Consider the following 14,249-nt stretch of genomic DNA (forward strand, 5'->3'; position numbering starts at 1 on the left):
GAGGCACATGCACTCATCTACAAATCCCGCGTCAGAGTTAAACTCAACCGGCGATATTATCGTTCGGATTGGTAGCCTGACGCGTATGCTGCGTGACAGCTTGCGCGAGTTGGGCCTTGATCAGGCGATTGCTGAAGCGGCAGAAGCCATTCCTGATGCCCGCGACCGTCTGGACTACGTGGTGCAAATGACCGCGCAAGCTGCCGAACGCGCACTGAACTGTGTGGAGTTGGCTCAGCCTCACCAGAACAAACTGGAAAGTGATGCCAAAGCGTTAAATGGCCGCTGGGACGCATGGTTTGAAAACCCTATTGAGTTGGGTGATGCACGTGAACTGGTGACCGATACGCGCAATTATCTTTCAGGTGTCCCGTCGCATACCAGTTTCACCAACGCCCAGCTTCTGGAAATTATGATGGCGCAAGATTTCCAGGATTTAACCGGGCAGGTTATCAAGCGAATGATGGATGTTATCCAGGAAATTGAACGCCAGTTATTGATGGTGTTGATGGAGAACATGCCTGAACTGGATGCTCGGGCAAAACGTCCTGCTGACAGCCTGCTCAATGGCCCACAAATGAACGCCAGCGCTGCAGGTGTGGTGGCAAGCCAGGATCAGGTTGATGATTTGTTGGACAGTTTAGGGTTTTAATAGTGGGCGCTGTGTTCTCGTTGGGGCACAGCGCTTCTTCGTTTTGATTTCTGCCTATAGGGCAAAATTAGTCCCCCTCCTGACATAACCTAATGATTCTTTCAATCAGTTGGTCCCCAACATTTTGCTTATGGATATGCGCCAGGTACTTCACATTTCCTTGATTCAGAAAATCACATTTCACTTCTCGAATAGCGATGGTTTTTTTTAAAATTTGCACATAGCAGGAAGGGAATATGAGTAATAAATCCCCAAGAAGAGTCGCCAAAACGATATTGAAATGTGAATCGCTCACGATTACAGGGGCGGTTTCTCTTAATGCAATGGCGTCCGCCGTATCCGTTCGCAAATGAGTACTATAGAAAGGAGAACCAAACGCAATATATTTCTCCTTTGCAAATTGCTCCCTGGTGATGCTGTCACCGACTGTTTTGTGGTCGTTTCGGCATATTAGCGTGAAGTCCAGATCAAACAGAGGACGTGCCACGATGCGCATGTCACCCTGAATCGGCAGGCCAATATCAATATCAATTTCTTTAGTGCGCAGTTTAGCGGCGCGCTGTTCACCCTCCATCGAGACATAACGGAATTCGACCCTGCACACGTCGGGAATTATATGCTCTTTAAGAAGCTTCTCGGTTAGCCATAGTTCTGTAATGGGATCGCAGCGGATATAGATACATCGCTTACTGTTCTGAGAAACTGATGTCAGGTTAAGGGTGCTGGTGATATCTGCATCAATAGCCTTGAATTTGTTGTAAAGATTCATCGCCAACGCAGTGGGAATCACACCATTATGAGTGCGTGTAAACAGCGGGTCTTGATAGTGATCACGCATTTTTTTTACCGCATAGCTTATTGCTGATGGTGCGATATCCAGCCGTTCTGCCGCATTGGTCATACTACGAGTTTCCACAATAGTGACCAGATAACGTATTAAATTATAATCAAATTTTTTCGTGTCCATTGCGTGTTAAGGGGGCTTTTATTGTGGAGACTTAATCCTGAGTATAGTTCAGCGAATTTTTACATGAGTGCAATTCTGTTCATTCATTTTTGCGATGAATCAAATTGTGGTTCAATGACCTTGTTCCGAAATGTTGAAAACGTCCCGCTGTTTTCATTAACATGATTTTAACTTTTAGGGCGCCAGGTCGCTAATTTAAATAAGTCGTCAATAACATTTCAGAATGTACGTATAAATTATCCTTTTTTGGACTTTCTTTTTTTATAGATAAATCATGATGGTTTCGTACTAATCAGCATTTGTCACTGCCAGTAAACAAAAAAACAAGATTATCCGTTGAGTCGGTGGCGCAAGTATCTCTGATGAAAAATTCTGATATTGTGTTGTTTATCAGAGTTAAAATCTTCATACACGTGCTTTATGGATACCAACATCTATATTTAACATTATTTAAACATCATCCATCTCGCAGGTTCATTGGATTACTGATTCATGGCGTTTATATAAAATACGAGTAATTGCACGATTGCTTTAAAACGAAGCTCAATCAAATCAGGGCAAAATTATGTTCAGGACGACTTTTGGATTCTTGATCAACGACAATATTCAAATCGATATACATAACCGGAGAATTATAAAGCTCGACATAGAAGAAGATCGCAAACCCTATGTTCTTAATGTCAGCGTCATCTCCATTAAGGATCTGCAAATGATGCTGCTGGCGTATTTACTGGCTAATGGAATAAGCCACCCGGTTAAACGGGACGATATCTTAAAAAATGTATGGGATAACAGAGATCTGAAATCATCCAGCCAGATTCTGTGGGCAACCTTAAAAGATCTTAAATCTAATCTCTCACGTGTCGGGTTGGGGGAGGATTTTATTGTTAGCGATAAAGGGTCAAAGTACAGCATTAACGCTATGAAGGTGCAGGCGCTATATATGGGAATCTGAAGAAGTAGATACGTAGCACATTAAAATAATTCGTGTTGCTGCTTGTTACGTTATAAACAAAATCAGTCATATGTATTCATTGTTTATCCACTCAAATGTGGAGGCCTGACTATACATTAAATTCACTGATTTTGTCTAACGGGTTAAATAAATAACTTATTTAACCTCGCAAAGTTAATTATATTTAAGCATGATCGGGTGTCATATGAACAAGTTTTACAAAGTGATTTGGAATGCCACACTTGGCAGATATGTTGTCGCCTCCGAACTTTCTCAGGGCCGGAAGAAAAGTAAATCATCTTGCGCTGGCGCGATATTAGCCGATGTGATTTTCTCAAGGAAAATGCTGCTGACCTGCATTTTATCAGCATTGGCGACTGAAAAGACCTTCGCGACGGACAGTGAAGTGGGCTTCTTTACGCCACAGGATAGCGCCTATTCAATTATTAGCGGGCAGGTTAATCTGATTACTGGCGGCAGTAATGGTTTTGCTAATATTAGCAAAGGTGACCCCGGTTATAAAAACTTCACGCTGCAACAAGCACTTGATGCAGGTATAGTGACTTCAGGATCTGAATATATTTCCGGTGATATATTTAAAATTGGTAAAAAAAGCCAGACTATTTCATATACGGATAAGCAAACTCAGAATCAGGTAACCGTTTCCGTTTACGATAATGCAAACATGGCCGTCAGCTCTGCGGCTTCATTTATGTTCCCTAACTCTTATGCTGTGGGCGAGCATGGTCAGTATGTTGACACAAACCTTTTCTCTGTCAAATCAGGGGGAGATCTGACGGTTAATGTCGGTTCTACCGCGGCAAACTGGGTGAACAATGCCGCAAATAACCTTTCAGTAATAATGAAGGGAAGCCAAAAGGATATTCCTACTGCCAGCGTATTTGATGTCAGTGGAACGGGCGCGCTTGATTACAATTCTAAAACTGTCGCCACGTTGGGTAACACCAATAATAATAACTCGGGTGCTAAGTCGGTCGCCTCTTTTGTCGGTGGTTTCAACAATGCGGTAACTAGCAAAATTGGCAACTTTGTAGTTAACGATCTGGCAGGTTTCCAGGCTTACAATATTGCACTGCAAAATGCGATTAAAACCGGTGCGCTAGCCGCTACGGATTACGATGCCGAAATCGCTAAAGCTTATGATACAACGCTGAAACAGGTTTATGTCAGTGCGAATATTCCAGCCAATGACGCAACCAATATGAATGTTGACCGCGACCGTGTGTCCTTTATTAAGGCTGATGGTGCCGATACAAGGGTTAATATTAGCAAGGATGCCAATATACAATTATATAACTCGGATGCTTCGCTGGTCAGGCTGTTAAATGGTGCGGTGCTAAATAACCTGGGTGTTCTGGGTACAGCGTATAACTCTTTGCGTGGAGCCTATGTTGTCTATGCAAATAATAGTGTGGTCAATAACCAGGGGGTTATTGATGCGGGTACCAATCCTGAAATGCAGGCGTACACCCCGGCCAAAAGCAAAGGGAGCAATACCGGCATCGGTATGCAGGTGGGTATTAATGCCAATGGCAACAGTAGGGTATTAAACGACGGCATTATTAACGTGGCACCTGTCCAGGATTATGCTTTGAGCACGGGTGTTTCACTCAATGATACCGCGACGTTTGTCAACAACGGCGCTATAAATGTTGCTGCACTTCCGCCTCCGGCCTCGGTTAATGGTGGGTATGTTGCAACCGGTGTGATTGTGCAAAACCAGGCTAAATTCGACAATAATGGTCAACTCTATATTGGGCGTCAGGCACAGCGATCGTTAACCGATATGACCAGCGATGTATTGGTTAATCAGTTCGGGACTGTAGGAGTCAACGTAATTAAAGGCGGTGTATTTAATAACAATGCCACTGCCAATATTACTTTGGGTTCACAAACTCAGGGTGCAACGGCTATTTCCGCCTCAGACGCGGCTTCAGTGGTTAATCAAAAAGGCACGATTGATATTAATGGACGTGTTGCCCAGAACGGGGATTCCAGCGGCCTTAATACCGGGATAAGTTCTTCTGGCGGCGCTAAACAGGTGACAAACAGCGGAACCATTAATCTTAACGGTATTAACGCCAAAGGGCTGATGGTCAATGCCGGGAGTACGGCAACGAACAGCGGTACGATTAATGTTAATCAGGGCGTTGACCCGGTCAGTAAAACTGCCAACTACGGTATTCAGGCTGAAGGTGCAGGTGCGGTTGCGACACAATCAGGCACGGTTGCGCTAAAAGGCGATCGCGCAATTGGGATTTATGCAAAAAATAAAGGCGTAGTGAAACTCGAGGGGGCGGGCCAGGTTGCCTTCGACTCCGGTGAAAACCAGCTTGGCTACTTTGTCTACGGTGCGGGTTCCGCCATCGTAGATAACAGCGCGGGTGAGCAGAATGTCTCAACCAAAGGTTCAACACTTTATCGCATTGATGGCGGTTCGACGTTTGCGGGTAGTGATAGCAGCACCTCTGTGATGAAAGCCAGCGGTGAGAACAGCACGATTCTGTTGGTTACCGGGAAAAGTGATGACGGTAAAACCATCAGTAAATTGAACACCGGGAAGATGGTGCTCAACGTTAATGCTAAAGGTGCCACCGCAGTTAAAGTTGAAGGTGGCGCGCAGGGCGTTTTGGATCAGGGTGTCATACTGGCTCTGACGGCTGAAAATGCGACTGCCGGGATTGTGGATGGTAATTCAACATCCATCATGGGAGCCGCGGGCGCAACGGGTGCTTCACAGCTTACGTCTTACGCGAAAATTGATAACACCAACGCAGCCACGGGGGCGATGGGGTATATCGCGCGTAACAATGGCACATTGATTCACAAGGGATCGTTGTCATTTACGGCAGCTGACAGCACTGGCGTTTTGGTTGATGGCGGCAAGCTGGAAAACAGCAGTGATATCTCGGTAAATGGGATTGCCGTTGATATCGTGGGTGGCTCGTCGAAAGTGTTAAACACCGGAACCGTGACGGCTACAGGCGGAACGGCGGCTTATCGTCTGAAAGACGGGGCTTCGCTTGCGTTAAGTGGGCAGGGAACGACTATTGCCAAAAACGGCGCACACGGTGTTTTGTTGGATGTTCCAACAAACCCTACGCTTTTACGTGCATCGCCAGATCCTGAATTGACGGTCACCGATGCGACCATTTCTGTGACCGAAACGGGCAACGCTATTGAGAACGCCGCTGAAGTTGCTGGTATTCGTATCGTTAATGCGAAGCTGAACGTGGAACAGGGCGCAGCTATTCGGACTGGAGCTGAATTGGGTCTGTCCAACAGCGGTGTGATCACGGTTAACGGGTCGGGTAAAGGTATTGCATTAATGCATGCTGATGGTTCTGCGACCACGGCGGATTTAAATCTGCTGGATTCCGATGGTTTGACGATCAACGTCACTGGGGAGAATGGTTCAGGCATTGTCACTAACACCAGCGGTTCAGTGAAAAACGGGACGACGGTTAACGTCCAGGCTGATAACGGTGGTGCTGCGCTTGCGGTGGGGGGGACAACCACCAATGTATTGCAGGCAGGCCAGTTAAATTCGACTTCACTGACCACAGAAGTCGTCAATCTGGATAACGGTAAAGTCAATAGCTTTACTAACAGCGGTGCTATCAAAGCTAAAGATGCCAGCCAGATTGCCGTATTAAGCAATTCAGGCAACGGAATGGCTTTCAACAACAATAGCGGCGCTGAAATTATCGGCAAAGTGAATCTGCTGAAGGGTGATAATACCGTTAATCTGCAAAGCGGCAGTAAAGGCACTGACTTCTTTACGGGCAACGGTGTTGATATTTTCAATCTGGTGAATATTGGCGAACAGGAAACTTCACTCTTCACTTCACTGAACGGTGGAGAGGGGAAAGACACCCTGAATCTGGACAACTCGCAATATATTCTCAAGGATGCGAATGCGATTACCGGAATGGAAACCGTTAATCTTAAAAATGGTTCCCGCTTAACAGAAGCGAATGTGTTGTTAGCATTAGGGGATGATAAAGCCGACCGTACCGACACGACATTTAACATTGATGAGAGCAGTAGTCTGGTGCTCAACAATACCAGTGATGTGGAATTTAAAAACCACCTGGCAGGCAGCGGGACAGTAAAAGCCGATTTAACAAATAAAGCCTTTACCTTTACCAATAATAATAAAGCCGATGGATTTAACGGCACGCTGGATCTGGCAAACAGCACTTTTGCACTGGCAGATGTGAATACTCAGGCTCTGAGCGCGGCACGTTTAAAATTAAGTTCTGGCAGTATTGCGACCGTAGGTCAAGGGCAGCAAAACATCGGAGGGCTGACCTTTAATGGTGGTACGGCTGACTTTGGTGCGCTAAACCCAGGGATGACAATCGCTGACAACTTGATTCATACGGCGAACAACCTCGATATCAGTGGGCAGGGCGTCATTAAAGTCGCGCTGACGAATGTGATTAACGACAACCCGTTACCGGATAATCATCTACCGCTGATGGCGCAGGACGACGCGCAAACACTGGTAAAAATGGCAGATAGCAGCGGCACAGTGACCGGCAGCGGCGGCAACCTCAAGCTTGTCGATCAGGACGGCAACGAAATCACCGATGCTGCCACCGTCGATATCACCCAGGCGGGGGAAACCGTCGCCAAAGGAACGTGGGATTACCGCATGACCAGCGGCGAAAACGCCGACGGCTTGTATATCAACTATGGCCTGAAGCAAGTTGAATTACTGGGCGTAGGAGTCAACTCGCTGGTGCTCGACAGTAACGGTGCAAGCGGTGTGGCCAGTGACCTGAGTGCGAAAGTGACAGGTAACGGCGACTTACATATTGACACCGGAACCGGCAACGTTTCCCTGTCTAACCTTGATAACGATTATCTGGGTGAAACGCTCATTAGCAGTGGCACGTTGGATTTTGCTAATGACAACGTGCTGGGGAAAACCCGTCGCCTGACGATTGAAGAACTGGCTTTTGTTGACACTCACGGTTTCAGCCAAAGTATCGGCGCACTGAACACCGCAGCAGGCAGCCTTTTGGATTTGTCCGAAGGCAGTGAGTTGACCATCACCGATGCCCAACGCAGCGCGGGTGATGTCAACGGCGGTTTTATCAATGCGGATACACTGGCGGGTGCCGGTAAGTTAGTCATCGACCCGAGCGTGGTGACGGTGAATGGCGCAAATACCGGTTTTACCGGCGATGTGGTGCTACAAGGCGGCTCACAGGTATTGCTGAACAATGTTTCTGGCCTCGGGGATTCGGGACGGGTCACGCTGACCGGCGAAAATGACCGCTTAACGTTTGCGAAGCAACTGGCGACGGATGCCGCAACGGTGGGTAATCTGGCTAAACAACTGGCTGGTGTTGGCAGTGTTGAGCTGAAAGACAACGCAGATATCAACCTTGTTGCGGATAACCGCGCGTTTGCAGGTGATTTCTCCCTGGATTCAGGCACGCATCTACGTGCGACTGATGCAAAAAACCTGGGGGATGCGAGCATCAGTAACAACGGTAGCCTGCATCTTACTGCCGATAACGACTGGGAGCTGGCTAATGCAGTGACGGGTTCTGGTGAACTTGAGAAGCTGGGTAGTGCGGCGCTAATCGTGAACCGTGATTTGGCCTACACCGGCGAAACCAATCTGCGTGCGGGCAGCCTGATCCTGGGTGATGACACGGCGGCCAACGGTAAACTTTCTGGTAACGGGCAGGTGAATATCACCGAGGGTGCCACGCTGGGTGGTAATGGCGAAGTGACCGGAAGCGTGACTAACCAAGGCACGATTGCGGCTCTGAACGCCATGAGTGGTTATGAAGACCGTGCCGTGGGTGATTTTAAAGTTGGTAGCCTGAACAACAGTGGAACGGTGAATCTTGCAGGGTCTTCTGTGGGTAACACGCTGACGGTGAACGGAAACTATGCCGGCAACAACGGGCTGTTGAAACTGAACACTGCGCTGGGTGATGACAACTCGGTAACGGATAAACTGGTGGTGAAGGGGGATACCTCAGGCAATACACGTGTCCAGGTGAACAACCTTGGCGGACAGGGCGCGCAGACCATCAAAGGGATTGAAGTTGTTCATGTGGATGGCGCATCAGAGGGGAATTTTGCCCTACAAGGCCGCGCTGTTGCAGGTGCATACGACTACTTCCTGAACAAGGGTAATGCGGGTGACGGTAACTGGTATTTGCAGTCGCAGACACCAGCCCCGGCACCAGATCCGGCCAATATTGTTGGCCCAGTCGATCCGGTAGACCCAGCTAACCCGACAGATCCGATTGTGCGTCCGGAAGCTGGTGCCTACACCGCAAACATTGCGGCAGCGAATACTATGTTTGTCACCACGTTGCACGACAGGCTGGGTGAGACAAATTATGTGGATATGCTGACTGGCGAAACAAAAGTCACCAGTATGTGGATGCGTAATATCGGCGGGCACACAGCCTTCCGCGATAACAGCGGCCAGCTTAAAACCCAAAGCAACCGTTATGTCTTGCAGATGGGCGGTGATATTGCGCAGTGGGGCAGTGAAGCTGAAAATCGCACGCATCTCGGTGTGATGGCGGGTTACGGCAATAACCAAAGCAATACGCGTTCTTCAGTCACGCATTACAGCGCAGACGGCGCGGTGAATGGCTATAGCGTCGGGGTTTACGGCACCTGGTTTGCAAACGAAGCGGAACATACTGGCGCATATGTGGATACTTGGGCGCAGTACAACTGGTTTAACAACAGTGTGAAAGGGGATGAATTAGACAGCGAGTCTTACAAATCCAAAGGTATCACTGCATCCGCGGAAACGGGTTATACCTTCAAAGCGGGCGAATATAGCGGTAGTAAGGGGTCGACCAACGCCTGGTATGTTCAACCACAAGCACAGGCTATATGGATGGGAGTTAAGGCTGACGATCATACCGAGAGCAATGGCACTCACGTTTCCTCTCAAGGCGACGGTAACCTGATGACCCGCCTGGGTGTCAGAACTTACCTGAAAGGTCATAACAAAATGGACGATGGCAAAGATCGCGAGTTCCAGCCATTTGTTGAGGCTAACTGGATCCATAACACCAATAACTTTGGTGCAACGATGAACGGGGTTTCATCTTCTATGGATGGGGCGAAAAATATTGCTGAACTAAAAGTTGGCGTTGAAGGGCAACTCAACAAAAACCTGAACGTTTGGGGCAATGTTGCTTCCCAGGTTGGCGATAAAGGTTATAACGATAACGCGGCGATGATCGGCGTTAAATATAATTTCTAATAATTCTATACTCACACCAGGGGAGGGTAACCTCCCCATAACTCATGTAGATAATATGGATAATATCTTTGTTTACAGTGATGATATCTTTGCACGAAAAGCCATTGTAGCGCTGCTTGCTGATATCGGTTCTGCCCCGGGTTCCCTGAAGGATGTCGCTATTTTTAGTTTTGGCAATAACAATATTAGCCAGCAGGCGATGATGTTGTTATTGGAGTGTAAGGCAGAACGGATATTGATTTTAGCGAAGCCCTCAATACTTCAGTTTTTCGCCACATTATTACCTGGGGTGAATATTGTTTTTGAACGTTATGACACAGCCATTAATATCATCAGAAAAGTGATTTTGTCATTTATACAACCAGTCAGAAAAAGTACGTACGGTGAGAAAGATAAAATGTTTGCCCTTAAAAAGTTGAGTGCTAGCGAACATCGAATTACCAACCTTTATATACAAGGATTACCGCTTTCTAATATCGCACTACTCTTAAATAAAAGTATCAAGACAATCAGTGCCCATCGCAGGAGTGCCATGAAAAAAATGGGCGTATCCAGTAATATTGAATTAATTCAGAAAGGACATCTTATGCGTCTGTTGGAGAAAAACACCCTATCAAGCTTTGCCTGACCGCATAAAATCTATTTTCACCGGGTTCAGTTTGCAAGCTGAACCCGCAAACAAACGCAAAAACTCCCCCGTTTTCCCCCCATTAGCTTTATCCCCCTCTGGCATGCTGTGCTGGTAATTGCGGCCATGAGATTGTTGCGGTGTCAGAAGAAAGCGACGACGATAAAACAGAAGCCCCCACACCCCACCGACTTGAAAAGGCGCGTGAAGACGGGCAAATCCCACGTTCCCGTGAATTAACCTCGCTGCTGATGTTGCTGGCGGGGTTAAGCATTATCTGGATGGGCGGCGAACCGCTGGCGCGGCAACTGGCGGCGATGTTGTCGGCGGGTTTGCACTTTGACCACAGTATTATTAACGACCCACGTCTTATCATCAGCCAAATCAGCCAACTGGGTAAACAAGCCGTTTGGGCGCTGCTGCCGCTGATTTTTGGCCTTGTGATTGTGGCGATTGCCGCACCGATGATGCTCGGCGGGCTGTTATTTAGTGGTAAATCTATCGCGTTTAAGTTCAGCAAAATGAACCCCATTGCGGGATTAGGGCGCATGTTTTCGGCGCAGGCTGGGTCCGAATTACTTAAAGCGTTTTTGAAAGCTATTTTGGTGGGCAGCGTCACGACCTGGTATCTGTTGCACAAATGGCCAGAGATGATGCGCCTGATGAGTGAACCGCCGTTGGCGGCATTAGGTCATGCACTCAATATGGTGGCGGTGTGTGGCTTGTTGATTGTGCTGGGGCTGACGCCGATGGTCGGCTTTGATGTGTTTTTCCAGATTTTCAGCAACCTGAAAAAGCTACGCATGAGTCGCCAGGATATTCGTGACGAATTTAAGCAGCAAGAAGGTGACCCGCACGTTAAAGGTCGTATTCGTCAGCAACAACGAGCCATGGCGCGCCGACGCATGATGGCGGATGTCCCACAGGCCGATGTGATTGTCACCAACCCGACGCACTATTCGGTGGCGTTGCAGTATGACGAAAACAAAATGAGCGCCCCCAAAGTTTTGGCGAAAGGCGCGGGTTTGGTCGCGCTGCGTATCCGTGAAATCGGTAACGAGCATCGCATTCCGATGCTGGAAGCGCCTCCGCTGGCTCGTGCGTTATATCGCCATGCAGAAATTGGCCAACAAATTCCTGGGCAGTTGTATTCCGCGGTGGCAGAAGTGCTGGCGTGGGTATGGCAACTGCGTCGCTGGCGTGTCGCTGGCGGTTTAATCCCGAAAAAACCTGAAAATCTTCCGGTGCCTGAGGCGCTGGACTTTGCAAACGAGAAGGACTCTGATGGCTAATCTGCTCGCTACGTTGCGTCTGCCTGCCAGTATGAAATCTGGGCAATGGCAAATCCTTGCCGGGCCGATACTTATCCTGTTGATCTTGTCGATGATGGTACTGCCGCTGCCGGCGTTTGTACTGGATCTGCTGTTCACGTTTAACATCGCGCTGTCGATTATGGTGCTGCTGGTGGCGATGTTCACCCAGAAAACCCTGGAATTTGCCGCGTTCCCCACCATTTTGCTGTTTACCACATTGCTGCGCCTGGCGCTAAACGTGGCCTCAACACGTATCATTTTGATGGACGGCCATACCGGTGGTGCAGCTGCCGGTAAAGTGGTTGAAGCTTTCGGCCACTTCCTGGTCGGTGGCAACTTTGCCATCGGTATCGTGGTGTTCATCATCCTCGTTATCATCAACTTTATGGTTATCACCAAAGGTGCCGGGCGTATTGCCGAAGTTGGGGCGCGTTTTGTCCTGGATGGGATGCCGGGTAAACAGATGGCCATTGATGCCGATCTGAATGCCGGGTTGATCGGCGAAGAAGAGGCAAAAAAACGCCGTTCTGAAGTCACCCAGGAGGCGGATTTCTACGGCTCGATGGACGGTGCCAGTAAATTTGTGCGTGGCGATGCCGTAGCCGGTCTGATGATCATGGTGATTAACGTGGTCGGCGGCCTGTTAGTCGGTGTTCTGCAACATGATATGGCCGTGGGGGCTGCGGCTGAAAGCTATACGCTGTTGACCATCGGTGATGGCCTGGTCGCACAGATTCCGGCACTGGTGATTTCAACGGCGGCAGGCGTGATTGTCACCCGCGTGGCAACCGATCAAGACGTCGGCGAACAGATGGTGACTCAGCTGTTCAACAACCCGCGAGTGATGATGCTCAGTGCGGCCGTGTTAGGTTTGCTCGGCCTGGTGCCGGGGATGCCAAACTTTGTCTTCTTACTGTTCACCGCCGCATTGCTGGGTCTTGCCTGGTGGATGCGGGGCCGTCAACTGGAGGCTCCGGCCAAACCGGCGGCACCGGTGAAACCCCAGGAAAATCCGCAGGCGGTCGAAGCGACGTGGAACGATGTTCAACTGGAAGATTCCCTCGGTATGGAAGTGGGTTATCGCTTGATCCCCATGGTTGATTTCCAGCAAGACGGCGAGCTGTTAGGGCGAATCCGCAGTATTCGTAAGAAATTCGCGCAAGAGATGGGGTTCCTGCCACCGGTGGTGCATATCCGTGACAACATGGATTTGCCGCCCGCGCGTTATCGCATTCTGATGAAAGGGGTCGAGATTGGTAGCGGTGAAGCCTATCCTGGCCGTTGGCTGGCCATTAACCCAGGCACTGCCGCAGGCACGCTGCCCGGTGAAACGACCACTGATCCAGCCTTTGGGCTCGCCGCCACCTGGATTGAAAGCGCGTTAAAAGAGCAGGCGCAAATTCAGGGCTTTACGGTAGTGGAAGCCAGTACCGTCGTTGCAACGCACCTTAACCATCTGATTGGTCAGTTTGCGCCAGAATTATTTGGCCGTCAGGAGGCGCAGCAATTGCTCGACCGTGTCTCGCAGGAGATGCCAAAACTGACCGAAGATCTGGTCCCTGGTGTGGTCACACTCACCACGCTGCATAAAGTGTTGCAAAACCTGCTGGCTGAAAAAGTGCCGATTCGCGATATGCGGACTATTCTGGAAACCCTGGCCGAACACGCGCCGGTGCAGAATGATCCACATGAATTAACGGCGGTGGTGCGCGTAGCATTGGGCCGTGCGATCACCCAGCAGTGGTTCCCAGGTAATGGTGAAGTGCAGGTTATTGGCCTTGATGCCGCACTGGAACGTCTGTTGTTGCAGGCCTTGCAGGGTGGGGGCGGGCTTGAACCGGGGCTGGCAGATCGTTTGCTTGAGCAGGCTCAGGATGCCCTGAAACGCCAGGAGATGCTCGGTGCGCCTCCGGTGTTGCTGGTGAACCACGCGCTGCGCCCACTTTTGGCTCGTTTCTTACGCCGCAGTTTGCCGCAATTAATGGTGCTTTCAAGCCTTGAGCTTTCGGAGAATCGCAATATCCGAATGACCGCGACTATCGGAGCGAAATAATGATCCGCTTGTTAGTGCTGATTTTTTTCCCTTTTGTTGTTCATGCCGCTGGAGAAGGGGCATGGCAGGCAACGGGCGTGGGTACCACGCTCAGCCACCGTGGTGTTGCCGCATCTTCACGCGCTTTGTCCCCCTCACAACCGGTTGAAGGGGGAATGACGCTGGTCGCCTGGCGCTATGAGTTGATTGGGCCGACACCCGCAGGATTGTTGGTAAGATTATGCTCGGTGACACGTTGCGTTGAGATCGAAGGGCAGAGTGGTACGACGCGCGGGCTAACCCATGTTGCAGCCAACGAGCCGTTGCGTTTTGTCTGGGAAGTCCCTGGTGGCGGTTCCCTTTTCCCCCCCTTAAAAGTACGTAGTAATCAGGTTATCGTTAACTACCAATAATCAAAAA

General features: G+C 49.2%; 8 protein-coding genes. 7 read left to right on the forward strand and 1 reads right to left on the reverse strand.

Annotated features, from left to right (window positions below):
• Positions 1–7 precede the first annotated feature (7 nt).
• Complete coding sequence (gene cheZ, locus OH773_RS08675; RefSeq protein ID WP_270144862.1) at positions 8–652, forward strand: protein phosphatase CheZ; 645 nt, start codon at positions 8–10, stop codon at positions 650–652.
• A 67-nt stretch (positions 653–719) separates the two neighbouring features.
• On the opposite strand, the gene OH773_RS08680 is transcribed toward cheZ, so the two are convergent.
• The gene (locus tag OH773_RS08680; RefSeq protein WP_270144864.1) at positions 720–1,553 is read right to left on the reverse strand and encodes a LysR family transcriptional regulator; all 834 of its coding nucleotides are present in this window, start codon (positions 1,551–1,553) and stop codon (positions 720–722) included.
• Positions 1,554–2,184: 631 nt separating this feature from the next.
• On the opposite strand from OH773_RS08680, the gene OH773_RS08685 reads away from it, so the two are divergent.
• From OH773_RS08685 to flhE, 6 genes are all read left to right on the forward strand, one after another.
• Positions 2,185–2,574 carry a hypothetical protein gene (locus OH773_RS08685; RefSeq protein WP_183269599.1) on the forward strand — a complete coding sequence of 130 codons (390 nt, stop codon included), beginning with the start codon at positions 2,185–2,187 and terminating at the stop codon, positions 2,572–2,574.
• Positions 2,575–2,779: 205 nt separating this feature from the next.
• Positions 2,780–9,856 carry an autotransporter outer membrane beta-barrel domain-containing protein gene (locus OH773_RS08690; RefSeq protein WP_270144867.1) on the forward strand — a complete coding sequence of 2,359 codons (7,077 nt, stop codon included), beginning with the start codon at positions 2,780–2,782 and terminating at the stop codon, positions 9,854–9,856.
• A gap of 55 nt (positions 9,857–9,911) precedes the next feature.
• On the forward strand, positions 9,912–10,484 hold the full coding sequence (locus tag OH773_RS08695; RefSeq protein ID WP_270144869.1) for a helix-turn-helix transcriptional regulator: 573 nt from the start codon (positions 9,912–9,914) through the stop codon (positions 10,482–10,484).
• A gap of 140 nt (positions 10,485–10,624) precedes the next feature.
• The gene (gene flhB, locus OH773_RS08700; protein ID WP_183269596.1) at positions 10,625–11,776 is read left to right on the forward strand and encodes a flagellar biosynthesis protein FlhB; all 1,152 of its coding nucleotides are present in this window, start codon (positions 10,625–10,627) and stop codon (positions 11,774–11,776) included.
• Complete coding sequence (flhA, locus tag OH773_RS08705) at positions 11,769–13,850, forward strand: flagellar biosynthesis protein FlhA (RefSeq protein WP_270144873.1); 2,082 nt, start codon at positions 11,769–11,771, stop codon at positions 13,848–13,850. Before flhB ends, flhA begins: the two co-directional genes overlap by 8 nt.
• On the forward strand, positions 13,850–14,242 hold the full coding sequence (flhE, locus tag OH773_RS08710) for a flagellar protein FlhE (protein WP_270144875.1): 393 nt from the start codon (positions 13,850–13,852) through the stop codon (positions 14,240–14,242). Before flhA ends, flhE begins: the two co-directional genes overlap by 1 nt.
• The last annotated feature ends 7 nt before the right edge of the window (positions 14,243–14,249 follow it).

It is taken from the genome of Buttiauxella sp. WJP83 (genome assembly GCF_027594725.1).
GTDB classification, from domain to species: domain Bacteria; phylum Pseudomonadota; class Gammaproteobacteria; order Enterobacterales; family Enterobacteriaceae; genus Buttiauxella; species Buttiauxella selenatireducens.

Coding starts and splice junctions, on each gene's coding strand:
- cheZ (WP_270144862.1), top strand. CDS start 8: ATGCACTCATCTACAAATCCCGCGTCAGAGTTAAACTCAACCGGCGAT.
- OH773_RS08680 (WP_270144864.1), bottom strand. CDS start 1,553: ATGACCAATGCGGCAGAACGGCTGGATATCGCACCATCAGCAATAAGC.
- OH773_RS08685 (WP_183269599.1), top strand. CDS start 2,185: ATGTTCAGGACGACTTTTGGATTCTTGATCAACGACAATATTCAAATC.
- OH773_RS08690 (WP_270144867.1), top strand. CDS start 2,780: ATGAACAAGTTTTACAAAGTGATTTGGAATGCCACACTTGGCAGATAT.
- OH773_RS08695 (WP_270144869.1), top strand. CDS start 9,912: ATGGATAATATCTTTGTTTACAGTGATGATATCTTTGCACGAAAAGCC.
- flhA (WP_270144873.1), top strand. CDS start 11,769: ATGGCTAATCTGCTCGCTACGTTGCGTCTGCCTGCCAGTATGAAATCT.
- flhE (WP_270144875.1), top strand. CDS start 13,850: ATGATCCGCTTGTTAGTGCTGATTTTTTTCCCTTTTGTTGTTCATGCC.